Genomic DNA, 14306 nt, shown 5'->3' on the forward strand with positions numbered 1-14306 from the left:
ATGTGGAAAACACTACATCAACTGGCGATCCCTCCACGGTTATATCAAATCTGTGGCTGGTTTATACCGTGGCTGGCAATCGCCAGTGTGGTCGTGCTCACCGTCGGCTGGATCTGGGGATTCGGCTTTGCTCCGGCGGATTATCAGCAAGGAAATAGCTATCGCATTATTTATCTACATGTGCCTGCGGCAATCTGGTCGATGGGTATTTATGCCTCGATGGCGGTAGCGGCGTTCATCGGTCTTGTCTGGCAGATGAAAATGGCTAACCTGGCGGTCGCGGCGATGGCGCCTATTGGCGCGGTATTTACTTTTATTGCCCTGGTTACTGGCTCCGCATGGGGAAAACCGATGTGGGGTACCTGGTGGGTATGGGACGCGCGTCTGACTTCCGAACTGGTGCTGCTGTTTTTGTATGTGGGTGTGATTGCCCTGTGGCACGCTTTCGACGACCGCCGTCTGGCGGGCCGTGCGGCAGGTATTCTGGTGCTAATTGGCGTGGTGAACCTGCCGATTATTCATTATTCCGTGGAGTGGTGGAACACCCTACATCAGGGATCAACGCGGATGCAGCAAAGTATCGATCCGGCAATGCGTTCGCCGCTGCGCTGGTCGATTTTTGGTTTCCTTCTGCTGTCTGCCACGCTGACGCTGATGCGGATGCGTAATTTGATTTTGCTGATGGAAAAACGCCGTCCGTGGGTGAGTGAACTGATACTGAAAAGAGGCCGTAAATGACCCCTGCATTTGCTTCCTGGAATGAATTTTTCGCAATGGGCGGTTACGCCTTTTTTGTCTGGTTGGCGGTGGTGATGACCGTTATTCCGCTGGTGGCTTTGGTCGTGCACTCGGTGATGCGGCATCGCGCAATTTTGCGTGGTGTGGCGCAACAGCGGGCGCGTGAGGCGCGGTTACGTGCCATGCAACAGCAGGAGGCCGCATGAATATTCGCCGTAAAAATCGTTTGTGGATTGCCTGCGCCGTGTTGGCAGGTTTGGCGCTGACCATCGGTCTGGTGCTGTATGCGCTGCGCTCTAATATCGATCTTTTCTATACACCGGGAGAAATTCTCTACGGTAAGCGTGAAACGCAGCAGATGCCGGAAGTCGGTCAACGTCTGCGCGTTGGCGGGATGGTGATGCCGGGTAGCGTGCAGCGCGATCCTAATTCGCTAAAAGTAACTTTCACCATTTACGACGCTGAAGGTTCAGTAGATGTCTCTTACGAAGGCATTTTGCCGGATCTGTTCCGTGAAGGGCAGGGCGTTGTGGTGCAGGGCGAACTGGAAAAAGGCAATCATATCCTCGCGAAAGAAGTGCTGGCGAAACACGACGAAAACTACACGCCGCCAGAAGTTGAGAAAGCGATGGAGGCTAACCACCGTCGCCCGGCAAGTGCTTATAAGGATCCCGCATCATGATGCCAGAAATTGGTAACGGACTGCTGTGCCTGGCGTTAGGGATTGCACTTTTGCTGTCTGTTTATCCGCTATGGGGTGTGGCGCGTGGTGATGCACGGATGATGGCCTCCTCCCGGCTGTTTGCCTGGCTGCTGTTTATGTGCGTGGCTGGCGCGTTTCTGGTGCTGGTTAACGCCTTCGTGGTCAACGATTTTACCGTCACCTATGTTGCCAGCAATTCCAATACCCAGCTTCCGGTGTGGTATCGCGTGGCGGCTACCTGGGGCGCGCATGAAGGCTCGCTACTGCTGTGGGTTCTGCTGATGAGCGGCTGGACGTTTGCGGTAGCGATTTTTAGCCAGCGTATTCCGCTGGATATTGTGGCGCGCGTACTGGCGGTAATGGGCATGGTCAGCGTCGGCTTTTTGCTGTTCATTCTCTTTACCTCTAACCCGTTCTCTCGCACATTGCCGAACTTCCCGATTGAGGGGCGCGATCTTAACCCGTTGTTGCAGGATCCGGGGCTGATCTTCCATCCGCCTCTGCTTTATATGGGCTACGTTGGTTTCTCGGTGGCATTTGCTTTTGCCATTGCTTCTTTGCTGAGTGGGCGTCTGGACAGCACTTATGCACGTTTTACTCGTCCGTGGACGCTGGCAGCGTGGATCTTCCTGACGCTCGGCATCGTACTCGGTTCCGCGTGGGCCTATTACGAACTCGGCTGGGGCGGCTGGTGGTTCTGGGATCCGGTAGAAAATGCCTCGTTTATGCCATGGCTGGTGGGTACTGCGCTGATGCACTCGCTGGCGGTCACTGAACAACGCGCCAGCTTCAAAGCGTGGACATTACTGCTGGCAATCAGTGCTTTCTCGCTGTGTCTGCTGGGGACTTTCCTGGTGCGTTCTGGCGTGCTGGTATCGGTACACGCGTTTGCGTCTGATCCGGCGCGCGGTATGTTTATCCTCGCCTTTATGGTGCTGGTGATTGGCGGTTCGCTGCTGCTGTTTGCCGCGCGTGGACACAAAGTTCGCTCACGCGTAAACAATGCGCTGTGGTCGCGGGAATCTTTGCTGTTAGCGAACAACGTTTTGCTGGTCGCCGCGATGCTGGTGGTATTGCTGGGGACGCTGCTACCGCTGGTGCACAAGCAACTGGGACTGGGCAGCATTTCGATTGGCGAACCGTTCTTTAACAGCATGTTTACCTGGCTGATGGTGCCATTTGCACTGGTGCTGGGCATTGGTCCGCTGGTGCGCTGGGGGCGCGACCGACCGCGTAAAATCCGCAATTTGTTGATTATCGCCTTCATCAGCACACTGGTGTTATCGCTGCTGTTGCCGTGGCTGTTTGAAAGCAAAGTTGTGGCGATGACGGTGCTCGGCCTGGCAATGGCCTGCTGGATTGCGGTGCTGGCAATTGCCGAAGCTGCGCTGCGTATTTCACGCGGCACGAAAACCACCTTCAGTTATTGGGGGATGGTGGCGGCTCACCTGGGGCTGGCAGTGACAATTGTTGGCATTGCTTTTAGCCAGAACTATAGCGTTGAGCGTGATGTGCGCATGAAGTCCGGCGATAGCGTCGATATTCATGAATATCGCTTCACCTTCCGTGATGTCAAAGAGGTGACTGGCCCGAACTGGCGTGGCGGTGTGGCGACTATCGGCGTAACGCGAGATGGCAAGCCGGAGACGGTGCTGTATGCGGAAAAACGTTATTACAACACCGCCGGTTCAATGATGACTGAAGCGGCGATTGACGGCGGCATCACGCGTGACCTGTACGCGGCGCTCGGTGAAGAGCTGGAAAACGGCGCGTGGGCTGTGCGCCTTTACTACAAACCGTTTGTTCGCTGGATTTGGGCGGGCGGGCTGATGATGGCGTTGGGCGGGCTGCTGTGCCTGTTTGATCCTCGCTATCGTAAGCGCGTGAGTCCGCAAACAACTGCGCCGGAGGCTGTATGAAGCGCAAAGTATTGTTACTTCCTTTGATTATCTTCCTGGCGATTGCCGCGGCGCTGCTGTGGCAGCTGGCGCGTAATGCCGAAGGGGATGATCCGACCAATCTGGAATCGGCGCTCATTGGCAAGCCTGTGCCGAAATTTCGCCTCGAATCACTGGACAATCCGGGCCAGTTTTATCAGGCGGATGTGCTGACTCAGGGTAAACCAGTGCTGCTTAACGTTTGGGCGACCTGGTGTCCGACCTGTCGTGCGGAACATCAATACCTGAATCAGCTTTCTGCGCAGGGTATCCGCGTGGTCGGCATGAACTATAAAGACGATCGCCAGAAAGCGATTAGCTGGCTGAAAGAGTTGGGTAATCCTTACGCGCTAAGTCTGTTTGATGGCGACGGCATGTTAGGGCTGGATCTCGGTGTCTATGGCGCGCCAGAAACGTTCCTTATTGACGGCAACGGCATCATTCGCTATCGCCATGCAGGCGATCTCAACCCTCGCGTCTGGGAAGAAGAGATCAAGCCGCTGTGGGAGAAATACAGTACGGAGGCCGCACAATGAGGTTTTTATTGGGCGTGCTGATGCTAATGATCTCCGGCTCAGCGCTGGCGACCATCGACGTGTTGCAGTTTAAAGATGAAGCACAGGAACAACAGTTCCGTCAGCTTACTGAAGAACTGCGCTGCCCGAAATGCCAGAACAACAGCATTGCCGATTCCAACTCGATGATTGCCACCGACCTGCGCCAGAAAGTGTACGAACTGATGCAGGAAGGTAAAAGTAAGAAAGAGATTGTCGATTATATGGTGGCGCGTTACGGCAACTTCGTCACTTACGATCCGCCGTTAACGCCGCTGACCGTCTTGCTGTGGGTGCTGCCAGTGGTGGCTATTGGTATCGGCGGTTGGGTTATTTATGCCCGCTCGCGGCGGCGTGTACGGCTGGCGGTGGAGGAGTTTCCTGAACAAAGCGTGCCGGAAGGTAAGCGTGCCGGATTTGCTGTTTACCTGCCGGGGATTGTTGTGGCGTTGATTGTGGCAGGCGTCGGCTACTACCAGACTGGCAATTATCAGCAGGTAAAAATCTGGCAGCAGGCCACTGCGCAGGCTCCGGCATTGCTGGACAGGGCGCTGGATCCTAAAGCCGATCCGCTCAATGAAGAAGAGATGTCGCGCCTTGCACTTGGAATGCGTACTCAACTGCAAAAAAATCCGGGAGATATAGAAGGCTGGATTATGTTGGGCCGCGTTGGGATGGCGCTGGGTAACGCCAGTATCGCGACCGATGCATACGCTACTGCGTATCGCCTCGATCCGAAAAACAGCGATGCCGCACTGGGTTACGCGGAAGCGTTGACACGTTCATCTGATCCCAACGACAACCGCCTCGGCGGCGAACTGCTACGCCAGTTGGTGAGAACGGACCACAGCAATATTCGTGTGTTAAGTATGTATGCGTTTAATGCCTTTGAGCAGCAGCGATTTGGCGAAGCCGTTGCCGCGTGGGAGATGATGTTAAAAATGCTGCCTTCTAACGATACACGCCGTGCGGTTATTGAACGCAGTATCGCGCAGGCGATGCAGCATTTATCACCACACGAAAGTAAATAAGAAGAAGCCCGATGGTGATGCCATCGGGGCCAGACTGATGACAAAGTGCGCTTTGTTTATGCCGGATGCGGCGTAAACGCCTTATCCGACCTACAAAATCGTGCGAATTCAATACATTGCTCGATCCGCGTAGGCCTGATAAGCGTAGCGCATCAGGCAGTTTTGCGTTTGTCATCAATATCAGCCCGATGGTAAATCCATCGGGCTATTTTTTTATTGCGCCCCGCGTTTTTGCAGGAACAGAATGGTGGCCGCCACGCGTGAGCGGACGTTGAGTTTACGCAGCAGATTGCGGATATGGACTTTTACCGTCTGCTCAGAAATATTCAGTACCGAAGCGATCTGCTTATTGGACAGTCCTTGTGCCAGTTCGTGCAGAACATCTAATTCACGCTCCGTTAGCACGCTGAAGGGGTCTTCTTCAGCGCCAAACATTTCACGCTCGCGTAAGTACTGACTGACGCGTTCACTAAAGACTTTGCTACCTTTTGCTCCGGCGCGAATCGCTTCCAGCAACACTTCCGGATCGCTATCTTTCAACAGATAACCGTCAGCGCCTGCGTCTATCAATGCAAAGATATCGCTGGAGGCATCTGAAACAGTCAGGATAATAATTTGCGCGGTAACGCCATCCCTGCGCAAGGCATTGAGGGTATCCAGGCCACTCATACCTTTCATATTGAGATCCAGCAAGATCACGTCGATATCCAGTCTATTCGCCAGATCGATAGCACTAGCGCCGTCGCCTGCTTCGGCGACCACTTCAAAGCCAGGGTCAAGCTCCAGTAACTGACGAACACCGCGTCGCATAAGTGGATGATCATCCACAATCAGCACCTGAAAAGGCGTTGCTTCAGGCATAGTAGTCTCCTGAGGTTTTATTAGAATCATTATGTTTGAGCGTAGCGTTGGTAACGCTACCAGGCGCGTGAATGTTACCCCATTTTATGTATGGGCATGTAGTGAAAACTGTAAGTGTGGGTAGAGGGGGATTGACGTAGATATAAAAAAACCAACCTTTGTGGTTGGTTTTCTTGGGATTTTTGGTCCACGAGAGTAGTTTAATTGAGCCTGTAACTGTATGATTTTAAAGATGTAGATTAATTGAGTTTTGAAATCGTATATCCAAACGTATAACTAAAATGATTTGCTGCAAAAATGTACAGCTTTAACCGTTATCATTTTCCGGCTATCCGCTATGAAGCTGGCTGGTGGATAAGCACGGATAACCTGACATCTACAGCCGCCTTAAAAGCTGAACCCGACAAGCATATCGGCATCATGCCCACCAGCGTGACGCATTTTTTTAATTGCGCGGGCGTAAAAATTTGACGGGGCGGACAGTTCCATAAGTAATGGATTGCAGGAATTTCGCCCACCCTCCTGAATGCAATTTTTCGTATATATATACAAAACCACCCGTCCCACCTGTCCCGCCTGTCCCACTGGCACCTAACAAATTGATTTTGTTAGAAATAAATTAGGTAAGGTGGGACAAGTCCAGGCTGTTTTGGGACAAGTTGGGGGGGGAGGTGGGACAAGTCGAGCGAGTGAATCAAGCCGTGTTAGCGCGGTAAACCGACAGTGCTGCCGCAATTTTGCGTTGTCGGGAGGCCACCGTAACAGCCACCATACGCGCACAATCTTCGGTGGTAACGCAATCCAGACGTGCGCAACATCCCCAGATAGGAAATCATTACCTAGCACAGCTAATTGCGCCAGAATCGATTACAGCGCGTTTCTGTGGCATTCAAGAACGGCTATCACTAGTGTATTGATATGTAATCCGCATATGAGTTTAAGCAACAAAATGATCCCCTTTCGAAAAAGGCACTAACCGTTTTTTCCGAAATGATCCGTTGGTGATTTTGTAACTTATTGTTTTGTAGATGTAATTTTAAATTTGGTAGGGTTATAAATAGGGGGCGTTTTTGTCAAGAATTGCAAATAATGCTCGTTTATTGTTCTTTATTTGTTTGTTTTCTGTTCGTTAATGGGGGATCATTTTGCACTTTTTGGGGGATCATTTCGGAGGGGGTGGGGCTGGCAACACGCCAGCACCCTCGATGCGTTTGTTTTTAGCAGTACTCCCAGTCTGTGGCTAGTAGGCTCTCAGGAGATAGCGTAACGCTATCCTCTGTGACGGGATTCAACGCAATCAAATCGTTTCCGCGCCGTTCGAGAAAGACGATGTACGGAAGATGCCAGGCACTGCGGCGAGCTGGCACGCGTCGGCCTGGCTGCAACTTGTCGAGAATATCCACCAGCGAAACGTTCATGTGATTCAAAAAACTCCTGAAACGCTCTACAACTCAATAACACAAAAAATAATGCAGAACTGCCACTATAAAACCTTGTCTGTCTGGTAGTTCCGCCAGACAGATTTTGCGATTTCTATCCCCATATCCGCCTGTGTGCGGTGTGCTGCCTCTCTCAAGCTCCCGAAATTATCCAGCATGACGGGCGAACGTGCTGCCTTGTGGATACATTCCGCGCGACGCTTTACTGCCTGTTCGCGCTCCTTATCGGTGTTCACCTGTTGCATGACCTCAGCCCATCGGGCCGCCGCTCTCCGGTACAGGCCTTTAGCCTCCAGATCTTCCGCTTTGCTGTCGTGAATCATACTCATACGCCAGCTTGCTCCTTGTTCGACTTACGTTTGCGCTTCTCTTTCAGTGCCATCAGTCGTGCTTCCGCGTCCTGCTGTTCCTGTTGTGTCACCTCGCCGCATGGCTGGCTATTCAGATCGTAACGCACACCACCAGCCATTAAGGCACGGTAATAACGCGGAGAATGAGCATAAGATGCTAGCGCCGCACGTAATGCCCCTGACCCAAAAGCCAGCGCCCTGACGGCAATATCCTGTATCAGGTCTTCAAATATTCCTACCTTAAGCGGCTTCGGTGATTCCAGGCTGAATAATTCAGGCCATAGTTCAATAAGACGGTTAACGCGCCTGCGGTTTTTGCCCTGGCGTTTGGTCATATGCCGCCACGGTGTCGCCCCTGTGGGCTTCTGTTTGCGGCTCTGCTGTGCGTTCTGATTGCCGGGTATCACTTTATGCGCTGATGTGGTTTTATCCTGCTGCTGTGTCGTCTGTGTCTTTTTCTGTGGTATGCCGTAAATGCCTTTCGGTTTTCTGCTAATAGTCAGTGTAGTCATTATTTGTTAACCTCTGTTAGTGAATCCACTGGCAGTTAAAATGGTATTTCGTCCTCATACGGGTCATCCTGCTGGCCCGTCTGCTGCTTTGTTCTGTTCAGTGCGTCAGTAGTCTGCCCTTGCTGTCCTTTCCTGCCTCCTGGTCGCACGGTTCGCGCACTGATTACGCTGTCTGCGATGACCTGCCAGCCCTGCCGCATTTCCTCGTTCTGGTCTGTCCACTGGCTTATCTGCATGTTACCCGCCACGCTCACCAGTTCGCCTTTCTGGTGTTTTGCCAGTGCATCGGCCTGTCTGCCAAACGCCAGGACGGATAACCACATCGTCGCTGTTCCGTCATATGCCTGACTGCACGGAAGGGGAACAGCCATACTCACCAGCGCCATTGGTGTTCCCTTGCTGGTGGTTTTTAACTGCGGGTCAGCCACCAACCGCCCGTAAGCTGATATTTGTGCCGTCATATTGTCTGCTCTCCGGTTTTAAATGTTGGTTGGATTTTTAATGTCCACCAGCCAGGCAAAAAATAACGCCTGCTGACTTGTCCCAAAATGCTCCTAACTTGTCCCAAAATCACCTTAACTTGTCCCGCTCTTGTCCCACTTTTTCTGATATTACCCAATATAATTCAGTATGTTATGTGTGTTTCTCACAGGTTGGGACAGGTGGGACAAGAGTCTTTAAACCTACACGCGAGAGATTAACCACCTTCATCATCATGATCCTGTGCAAGTAAAAGGCCGTACACCCTTAGTCGTGCCCCCTTCATGTGCTTAAGACGTGGTGTTCTGATTTGCCATCCTTCCCCGCTGGCTGGCTTTTTCAGCATTCCGGCTTCGTGAAGGGCTCTTGCTACGGCATCCTTGTTAAATCCCTTCGCCACATGCGATTTAAATGGCTCCGGCAGGACGTAAAACAAAACAGGCTCACCGTAACGCCCCTCGCTTTCCCTGTAGCCGTACAGTTCTGAAATCGGCAGGCTTGCAGGGTCATAATTGACAGGCGCAAACCTGCTCATGCCGTAGGCAGTAAGAAATGCCTCTGCCTGTTCAATAATCTGCCTGTGTTCCTTGTTACCCGTGCCGAACTCCTTCACCCAGGCATTAAAGTTATGCTGAATGGCATCACAGCACGTCTGAACATTCCAGCCCGTAACATGACCGGACAGCACAAGCGCGGCCTCCAGTATGGCGAATCGTTCCCCTACACGATGAACCTGTTCGCCGTAGCTCTCCGGTATTAGGTTGCGCCACCGTTCACGGCACGCCCTTACCGTGTCCTTAGCCTCCTGCTGGTGGGCTGCCAGCCATTTAACCCATTCACGACCCGCCGCCCCGTGGTTTTCTGTCCAGGCGGCTTTTAACGCGTCTGCGTGCGCCTTTCCTGTGCTGTATTCGTGAAACTGCGTAGACTTCTCCATCGGCACGTTAAGCAACCTGACAAGCTGCCCCGCCTTGACTTTTATCCCCTCACTTTTGAGGAATGTTTCAACGTCCATTTCTCCGGTACTGATCGCCACCGTGCGCCAGTGTTTTATCTCCCGGTTGCCGCCGTCCTTCGCCCCCTGTAATTTCCCGGAACCGTTAAACAGCGTATAGGCTGACGTGGACACCTCCCGCGCGTTTCCGGCCTGGCCTATTTCATCCAGGGGTAACAGCCCGTCGTTGTGCGCCTCTGCCTCGTTAGCGATACCTAACGCTGTGCCGTACCAGGTCAGCCGTTGCGCGTCCGGCTCTCCCCATAAACTTGATGCGATGTTCTGTGTGGTGGTTTTCCCTGCCGATGATTGTTCGAAAAGATGTACCCCGAAGCCGTCAGCGCCCACCAGCCCGATTAATGGTGCTGATAACGATACCGCCACACCCAGCATCATGGACGGATTACCACCAGCCAGTCGCGCCACTGTATCGCGCCAGCCCTCTGTCGTTCCTGCTACGGAATAACCATTAACGGCAGCCGTTTTTCCGGTAAACAGGATCGGTTTTTCAGACTCACCAATGACTGAACCGTCCGGCATGATGTACGCGCCAAAATGCCACCCCGTTGTTGTGCTTAACTGCCATTCCTCATGGTTTCCGCTTAACTGCATCCAGTCAGCCAGGATAGCCCTGTATTTGCCGTTGGTTGTCACATTGAGTCCGTGGTCTTTCAGCAGCCGCCAGCCGTCACGGTCGCCAATGCCACCGCACGGGATCGCCATTGTGATGACTTCATGATTTGCTAATTTTTTCCAGCGCATCACGCGGTAATGCTCTTTACCGATCGTTCCCGTTCCCAGTAGTTCAAGCGGGGAACATAACCACGCCTCAGGCCGGATAATTTCGCCTGACTGTTTGTCAACTTTGGGCGTTACCCAGAAAACACCATCGGCGCGACTTTCAACGCGGGGTTTTAATTCATCATCGCCCTGGCTTTCTGTGATTTTTTTCTTTAAGGGCAACACCAGACTTTCCCCGCGCTCGTATTCGTCTTTGAGGCGAGGCAACTGGTCGGATAAATCCGCCGGGCTGGTGTCAGTTATCCCCGCATATTCGTATACGGTCTTCACGCCAGCCACAGCCAGCAATGTGACGACCTGTGTAAGGCTACGTTCAGTGATGTGCCCTGCGCGGTAAACACGCACACACTGACGGCTATCATCAATAATCTGATAACCGGTAATATCTTTCAGGTGTTCATCTGACAGAACGACAGGCGGCACATTGTCGGCGGCAATATGCTTACCTGCCCATTCCTGCCACTCTTTCGCATGGCTCCACGCATCACTACCCGCAAAAATGATAACCTCCGTCATTTTGTCGGCTGGCTGGTGCTTTAAGTTCGGTGCGCGTTTCATTTCTTGCCCCCAGTAACCAGCATTTCGCGGATTTTGCGGATATATCTTGCTGCACGGTTCTGATTTACGGTTTCACGATGATCCACCAGCGTAAAATCACGCTGGAACTGATAAACAGGCATCACGCAGTCATATTCGTATCCTTCACGGCGGTAGGTCATGCGTCGTTCACTCACGCCCTTAATCATTACCGTGCTGCCGTATTTATCGCGGTAAATATCGCCGTGCATGAATTCAGGACGAGTTTTACCGCTGGCAGTAAAGCCAGAATTTTTTGCTTTCATTTATCGAATTACGTTTTTGTTAAAGCTGTATTAATGAGATTAATGAACTGTCGCCACTTCAATTACGGCACGGATCATCACCTGCGTGAACCCACAGCCGATTAACTCTTCTTTCAATATTGCGATAGCTGCATTAACGCTGGTGGCGTTCACGTTTTGCTGATTATCAATAACGTGGCCTTGATGATTTACAGCGCGTGCGGTTATCTGAAATCGCTTAAGCATGCCTCACCCCCTGACGAATACGGGCAGCGAATACAGCAACACAGCCGGACGGGCAACAGTTACGCGCTTCTCGTTCGGTTGATGCCTCGACGTGAACAACACGGGAATCAGTCGGATTAAAGATGACAAAGCGCCAGATAAATGTGTTTTGAGAATGTTCGAGGGTAGGGGGAGTAGCCATTTGGCAGCCTCCTGTAACGTTGGGATATACCCACCGCCGGAGGTGGTAAGCTCGCTGGCGGTGGACTGTACAGGGTTACCACAACTGGTGTTACAGGAAACCAGCCTGACCGAAGTCAGCCCCATACAGCCCACCATTGATAAGGCGTGCGCGTGCGCCGATACAAAAAAAGACGCCTGGCGCGTCTGTATCGCCTGTAACTCCAGCGGGGTGGTAATCCCGACACCCGTTTTATGAGGTGCGCAGGGAGTATATCCCGTTTTCTTGCTCATGTGGTCGGATGTGTTGAAGGTGTGCCCACCACACAAATCACATTGCTCACCAGCCGGAAATATGGCATTGTTGGCTATGCATTCAAGTTTAATATATGCCTTCTGGCGACCCTCTGCGGTCGCCTTTGTTTTATTCGTAAGCAACATATTTCTTTTGTCGTTTAAGCTATGCGATTGTACGTTTCCGTTTAAAACGGAAGTGCTATTAGTTCAATTAATTCGTTCGTACGGTTTGAACTGAATAATAACATCAGCCATAATTTTTTATGGTTGAACGAAAACCTGCCCCTGTTTGGGCATTTTTGCCAGTATTCATAATGTTCTCTCTTAATTGTTTTGTTGCTTGATAGTAATCAGGCCAGCGTTAATCACACTTATGCTTCACGAGTTTCTCTCTCACGTTCTTTCAACCAGGCGAGTACCTCATCTTCATACCAGCCAATGCGACGCAGCCCGATACGGAATCCTTTGGGGAACCCGCCTTTGTTAACCATCTCCGTTAGGGTCGAATCAGATTTAATGCGTAGCAAGGCCTTTACCTCTGGTCGTAAAAGAATAGCCCTCATCCTATTTCTCCTCTGGACAGCAAAATATCGCTTTTTGAATGAAAATAACGGTAAGTAATGTAATAAGCATACAAATCTATAAAAAAGACAGTCAAGAATTATTTAATAAGAGCTATGTGATTGGTTATTTTTTAATTTTCTAACATAAAAAGAATTTAAATGTTTCTCAAAATGAGACAGTATTGAGAAAGTAATGAGACACAAATTAGCTCCTAACTGATACCAATTAGGAGCTAATAATTTTTTAAATATTTTATTTTATTCCGCGTAATCCTCTGTGCCCGCTGGCGATGGTTGTTCCGGTTGCGGCTGCTTCCACAAAATCACCCCACCAGCACATTAACACTTTACGTTTTTCCAGGTAGTTGCTTCGGTTGTATGCCCGTCTAACTTCGTTTGTGTCCACGTGGGCTAGTGCGGCTTCGATCACGTCAGGTTCAAATCCTTCTTCATTCGCCGCCGTGCTGAATATTGCGCGTAGTCCGTGAGATACCAGCACACCAGCGTAACCCATTCGTCGTAATGCTGCGTTTGCTGTCTGGCTGCTCATTGATTGCACTGGATTTTTAAGACTTGGGAAAACATGCTCCCTTCGTGCGCTAATCGGCTTCATGGCTTCAAGCACTGCCATCGCCTGAGCGCAAAGGGGGATCACATGATCACGGCGCATCTTCATGCGTCCGGCTGGTATCGTCCAGGTTGCCGCCTCAAGGTTGATTTCTTCCCACCGTGCGGCGGAGGCTTCGGCTGGGCGGGTTGCGGTTAACAACTGCCACTCAATCAGCAATCTGGTTTGCCGTTCTATGCTGGCGATCGATAAATCGTGCATTAGCTGCGGTAGTTGTTCCGGTCGGATGGTTGGCATGTGCTTTTTGGTGGGGGAAGGGAATGCCTTGCGAACGTTCGCGGCGGTGTTGATGTCAATCAGTCCACTGTTGGCAGCAAAATCCATCACTTCATTGATGCGCTGTAAAACGCGTTTCAGTGTTTCCAGGTTGCCACGTGCCTTGATGGGCGTGAGTATCTCAACAAAGCGGCGAGCGGTGAGAGTATCTATCGGTGTGTTTCCGATATACGGGAATACATATTTCTCTAGCGAGCGCCAGATGTCCTTGATCGTATTGTGGGCGAGATTCTGGTTTTTTTTCATTTCGTACCACAATGCGGCCACATTTTCGAACGTGTTGCCCTGTCGTCGAGCCTCTGCTTCGCGTTTTTGCCGTTCGTATTCCTGCGGGTCGGTTCCTGCCGCAATTAACGTCCTGTACTCGCTACGGCGTTTTCTGGCATCAGCCAGGGAGACTTCATCAAGCGATCCCAAACTAATGATTGTTCGTTTTTTGTTCGACGGTCGATAGTAGTTGAATCGCCATAGTTTCGAACCAGACGGCTTAATAACGAGAAAAAGCCCGCCGCCATCCTGTAAGGTGTATTCTTTTTCCGCTGGTTTAGCTGCTTTGATCTGTGTGGTGGTGAGTGGGGTCGCCTTTCTTGCCATACGTTTATGAATCCACGGGAAAAAACAGGTTCTAGTTATACGGATTTAGCTATGCGCCAGCCCGTATAACTAAACATATAACTAAAAAAAACGGCTGAAAACCACTGTTACCGTCGAATAACGATGACTAAAAACAATAAAAAAACCCGCTATTCAATGAATTAGCGGGCTTTTTTCATAAAAACGATAATTAATAATGGGCGATTTGGTCGGCACGAGAGGATTTGAACCTCCGACCCCCGACACCCCATGACGGTGCGCTACCAGGCTGCGCTACGTGCCGACTCGTGGCTGCTTATACTACCGTTTTCCACACCGATTG

Annotated in this window: 16 protein-coding genes, 1 tRNA gene and 1 pseudogene; 6 read left to right on the forward strand and 12 right to left on the reverse strand. The window is 51.3% G+C overall.

The features are described from left to right. From ccmC to ccmH, 6 genes are read left to right on the forward strand one after another with little or no spacing between them, the layout of a single operon-like run. Window positions 1-738, forward strand: coding sequence for a heme exporter protein CcmC (ccmC, locus tag FEK43_RS10740; RefSeq protein WP_001295447.1), 738 nt, complete (start codon window positions 1-3; stop codon window positions 736-738). Then, the gene (gene ccmD, locus FEK43_RS10745) at window positions 735-944 is read left to right on the forward strand and encodes a heme exporter protein CcmD (protein WP_130217080.1); all 210 of its coding nucleotides are present in this window, start codon (window positions 735-737) and stop codon (window positions 942-944) included. The genes ccmC and ccmD overlap by 4 nt, the downstream gene beginning before the upstream one ends. Continuing rightward, window positions 941-1420: a cytochrome c maturation protein CcmE gene (ccmE, locus tag FEK43_RS10750; RefSeq protein ID WP_001026416.1), complete on the forward strand. Its 480-nt coding sequence runs from the start codon at window positions 941-943 to the stop codon at window positions 1418-1420. The genes ccmD and ccmE overlap by 4 nt, the downstream gene beginning before the upstream one ends. Next, entirely contained in the window at window positions 1417-3360 is a 1944-nt protein-coding gene (gene ccmF, locus FEK43_RS10755; RefSeq protein ID WP_135407404.1) for a cytochrome c-type biogenesis heme lyase CcmF, read from the forward strand. The genes ccmE and ccmF overlap by 4 nt, the downstream gene beginning before the upstream one ends. Beyond that, window positions 3357-3914: a thiol:disulfide interchange protein DsbE gene (dsbE, locus tag FEK43_RS10760; protein ID WP_135407402.1), complete on the forward strand. Its 558-nt coding sequence runs from the start codon at window positions 3357-3359 to the stop codon at window positions 3912-3914. Before ccmF ends, dsbE begins: the two co-directional genes overlap by 4 nt. Next, entirely contained in the window at window positions 3911-4963 is a 1053-nt protein-coding gene (gene ccmH / locus FEK43_RS10765; protein WP_135407400.1) for a cytochrome c-type biogenesis thiol:disulfide oxidoreductase CcmH, read from the forward strand. Before dsbE ends, ccmH begins: the two co-directional genes overlap by 4 nt. A gap of 213 nt (window positions 4964-5176) precedes the next feature. Here the strand turns inward: ccmH and narP are convergent, their stop codons facing one another. The 12 genes and pseudogenes from narP to FEK43_RS10830 all read right to left on the reverse strand — a co-directional run bounded on the left by narP (window position 5177) and on the right by FEK43_RS10830 (window position 14267). Next, window positions 5177-5824, reverse strand: a complete 648-nt coding sequence (gene narP, locus FEK43_RS10775) for a nitrate/nitrite response regulator protein NarP (protein WP_130260511.1) — start codon at window positions 5822-5824, stop codon at window positions 5177-5179. 1483 nt (window positions 5825-7307) lie between these two features. Beyond that, window positions 7308-7586, reverse strand: coding sequence for a PerC family transcriptional regulator (locus FEK43_RS10780; RefSeq protein WP_131162210.1), 279 nt, complete (start codon window positions 7584-7586; stop codon window positions 7308-7310). A 2-nt stretch (window positions 7587-7588) separates the two neighbouring features. Further along, the gene (locus FEK43_RS10785) at window positions 7589-8125 is read right to left on the reverse strand and encodes a ProQ/FinO family protein (protein WP_000209995.1); all 537 of its coding nucleotides are present in this window, start codon (window positions 8123-8125) and stop codon (window positions 7589-7591) included. 35 nt (window positions 8126-8160) lie between these two features. Beyond that, window positions 8161-8586 carry a single-stranded DNA-binding protein gene (locus FEK43_RS10790; protein ID WP_131162199.1) on the reverse strand — a complete coding sequence of 142 codons (426 nt, stop codon included), beginning with the start codon at window positions 8584-8586 and terminating at the stop codon, window positions 8161-8163. A 236-nt stretch (window positions 8587-8822) separates the two neighbouring features. Further along, window positions 8823-10958, reverse strand: coding sequence for a DUF927 domain-containing protein (locus FEK43_RS10795; RefSeq protein WP_131162198.1), 2136 nt, complete (start codon window positions 10956-10958; stop codon window positions 8823-8825). Next, entirely contained in the window at window positions 10955-11242 is a 288-nt protein-coding gene (locus tag FEK43_RS10800) for a DUF4222 domain-containing protein (RefSeq protein ID WP_021543734.1), read from the reverse strand. The genes FEK43_RS10795 and FEK43_RS10800 overlap by 4 nt, the downstream gene beginning before the upstream one ends. A 39-nt stretch (window positions 11243-11281) precedes the next feature. Further along, a complete protein-coding gene (locus FEK43_RS10805) occupies window positions 11282-11467 on the reverse strand; it encodes a hypothetical protein (protein WP_000919328.1) in 186 nt (61 codons plus the stop codon). Continuing rightward, window positions 11460-11648 (reverse strand): host cell division inhibitor Icd-like protein, encoded by a 189-nt coding sequence (locus FEK43_RS10810; protein WP_138158538.1) that lies wholly within the window; start codon window positions 11646-11648, stop codon window positions 11460-11462. The genes FEK43_RS10805 and FEK43_RS10810 overlap by 8 nt, the downstream gene beginning before the upstream one ends. A 47-nt stretch (window positions 11649-11695) precedes the next feature. Further along, window positions 11696-12067, reverse strand: a pseudogene (locus FEK43_RS23380) (hypothetical protein); the annotation flags it as partial. A 227-nt stretch (window positions 12068-12294) separates the two neighbouring features. Continuing rightward, the gene (locus tag FEK43_RS10820; protein ID WP_001201666.1) at window positions 12295-12486 is read right to left on the reverse strand and encodes an AlpA family phage regulatory protein; all 192 of its coding nucleotides are present in this window, start codon (window positions 12484-12486) and stop codon (window positions 12295-12297) included. A gap of 253 nt (window positions 12487-12739) precedes the next feature. After that, window positions 12740-13984 carry an integrase domain-containing protein gene (locus FEK43_RS10825; RefSeq protein WP_131162197.1) on the reverse strand — a complete coding sequence of 415 codons (1245 nt, stop codon included), beginning with the start codon at window positions 13982-13984 and terminating at the stop codon, window positions 12740-12742. A 206-nt stretch (window positions 13985-14190) separates the two neighbouring features. Beyond that, window positions 14191-14267: transfer RNA gene (locus tag FEK43_RS10830), tRNA-Pro, on the reverse strand. Window positions 14268-14306 lie beyond the last annotated feature (39 nt).

The sequence above is a fragment of the Escherichia sp. E2562 genome (genome assembly GCF_005781075.1).
GTDB lineage: Bacteria > Pseudomonadota > Gammaproteobacteria > Enterobacterales > Enterobacteriaceae > Escherichia.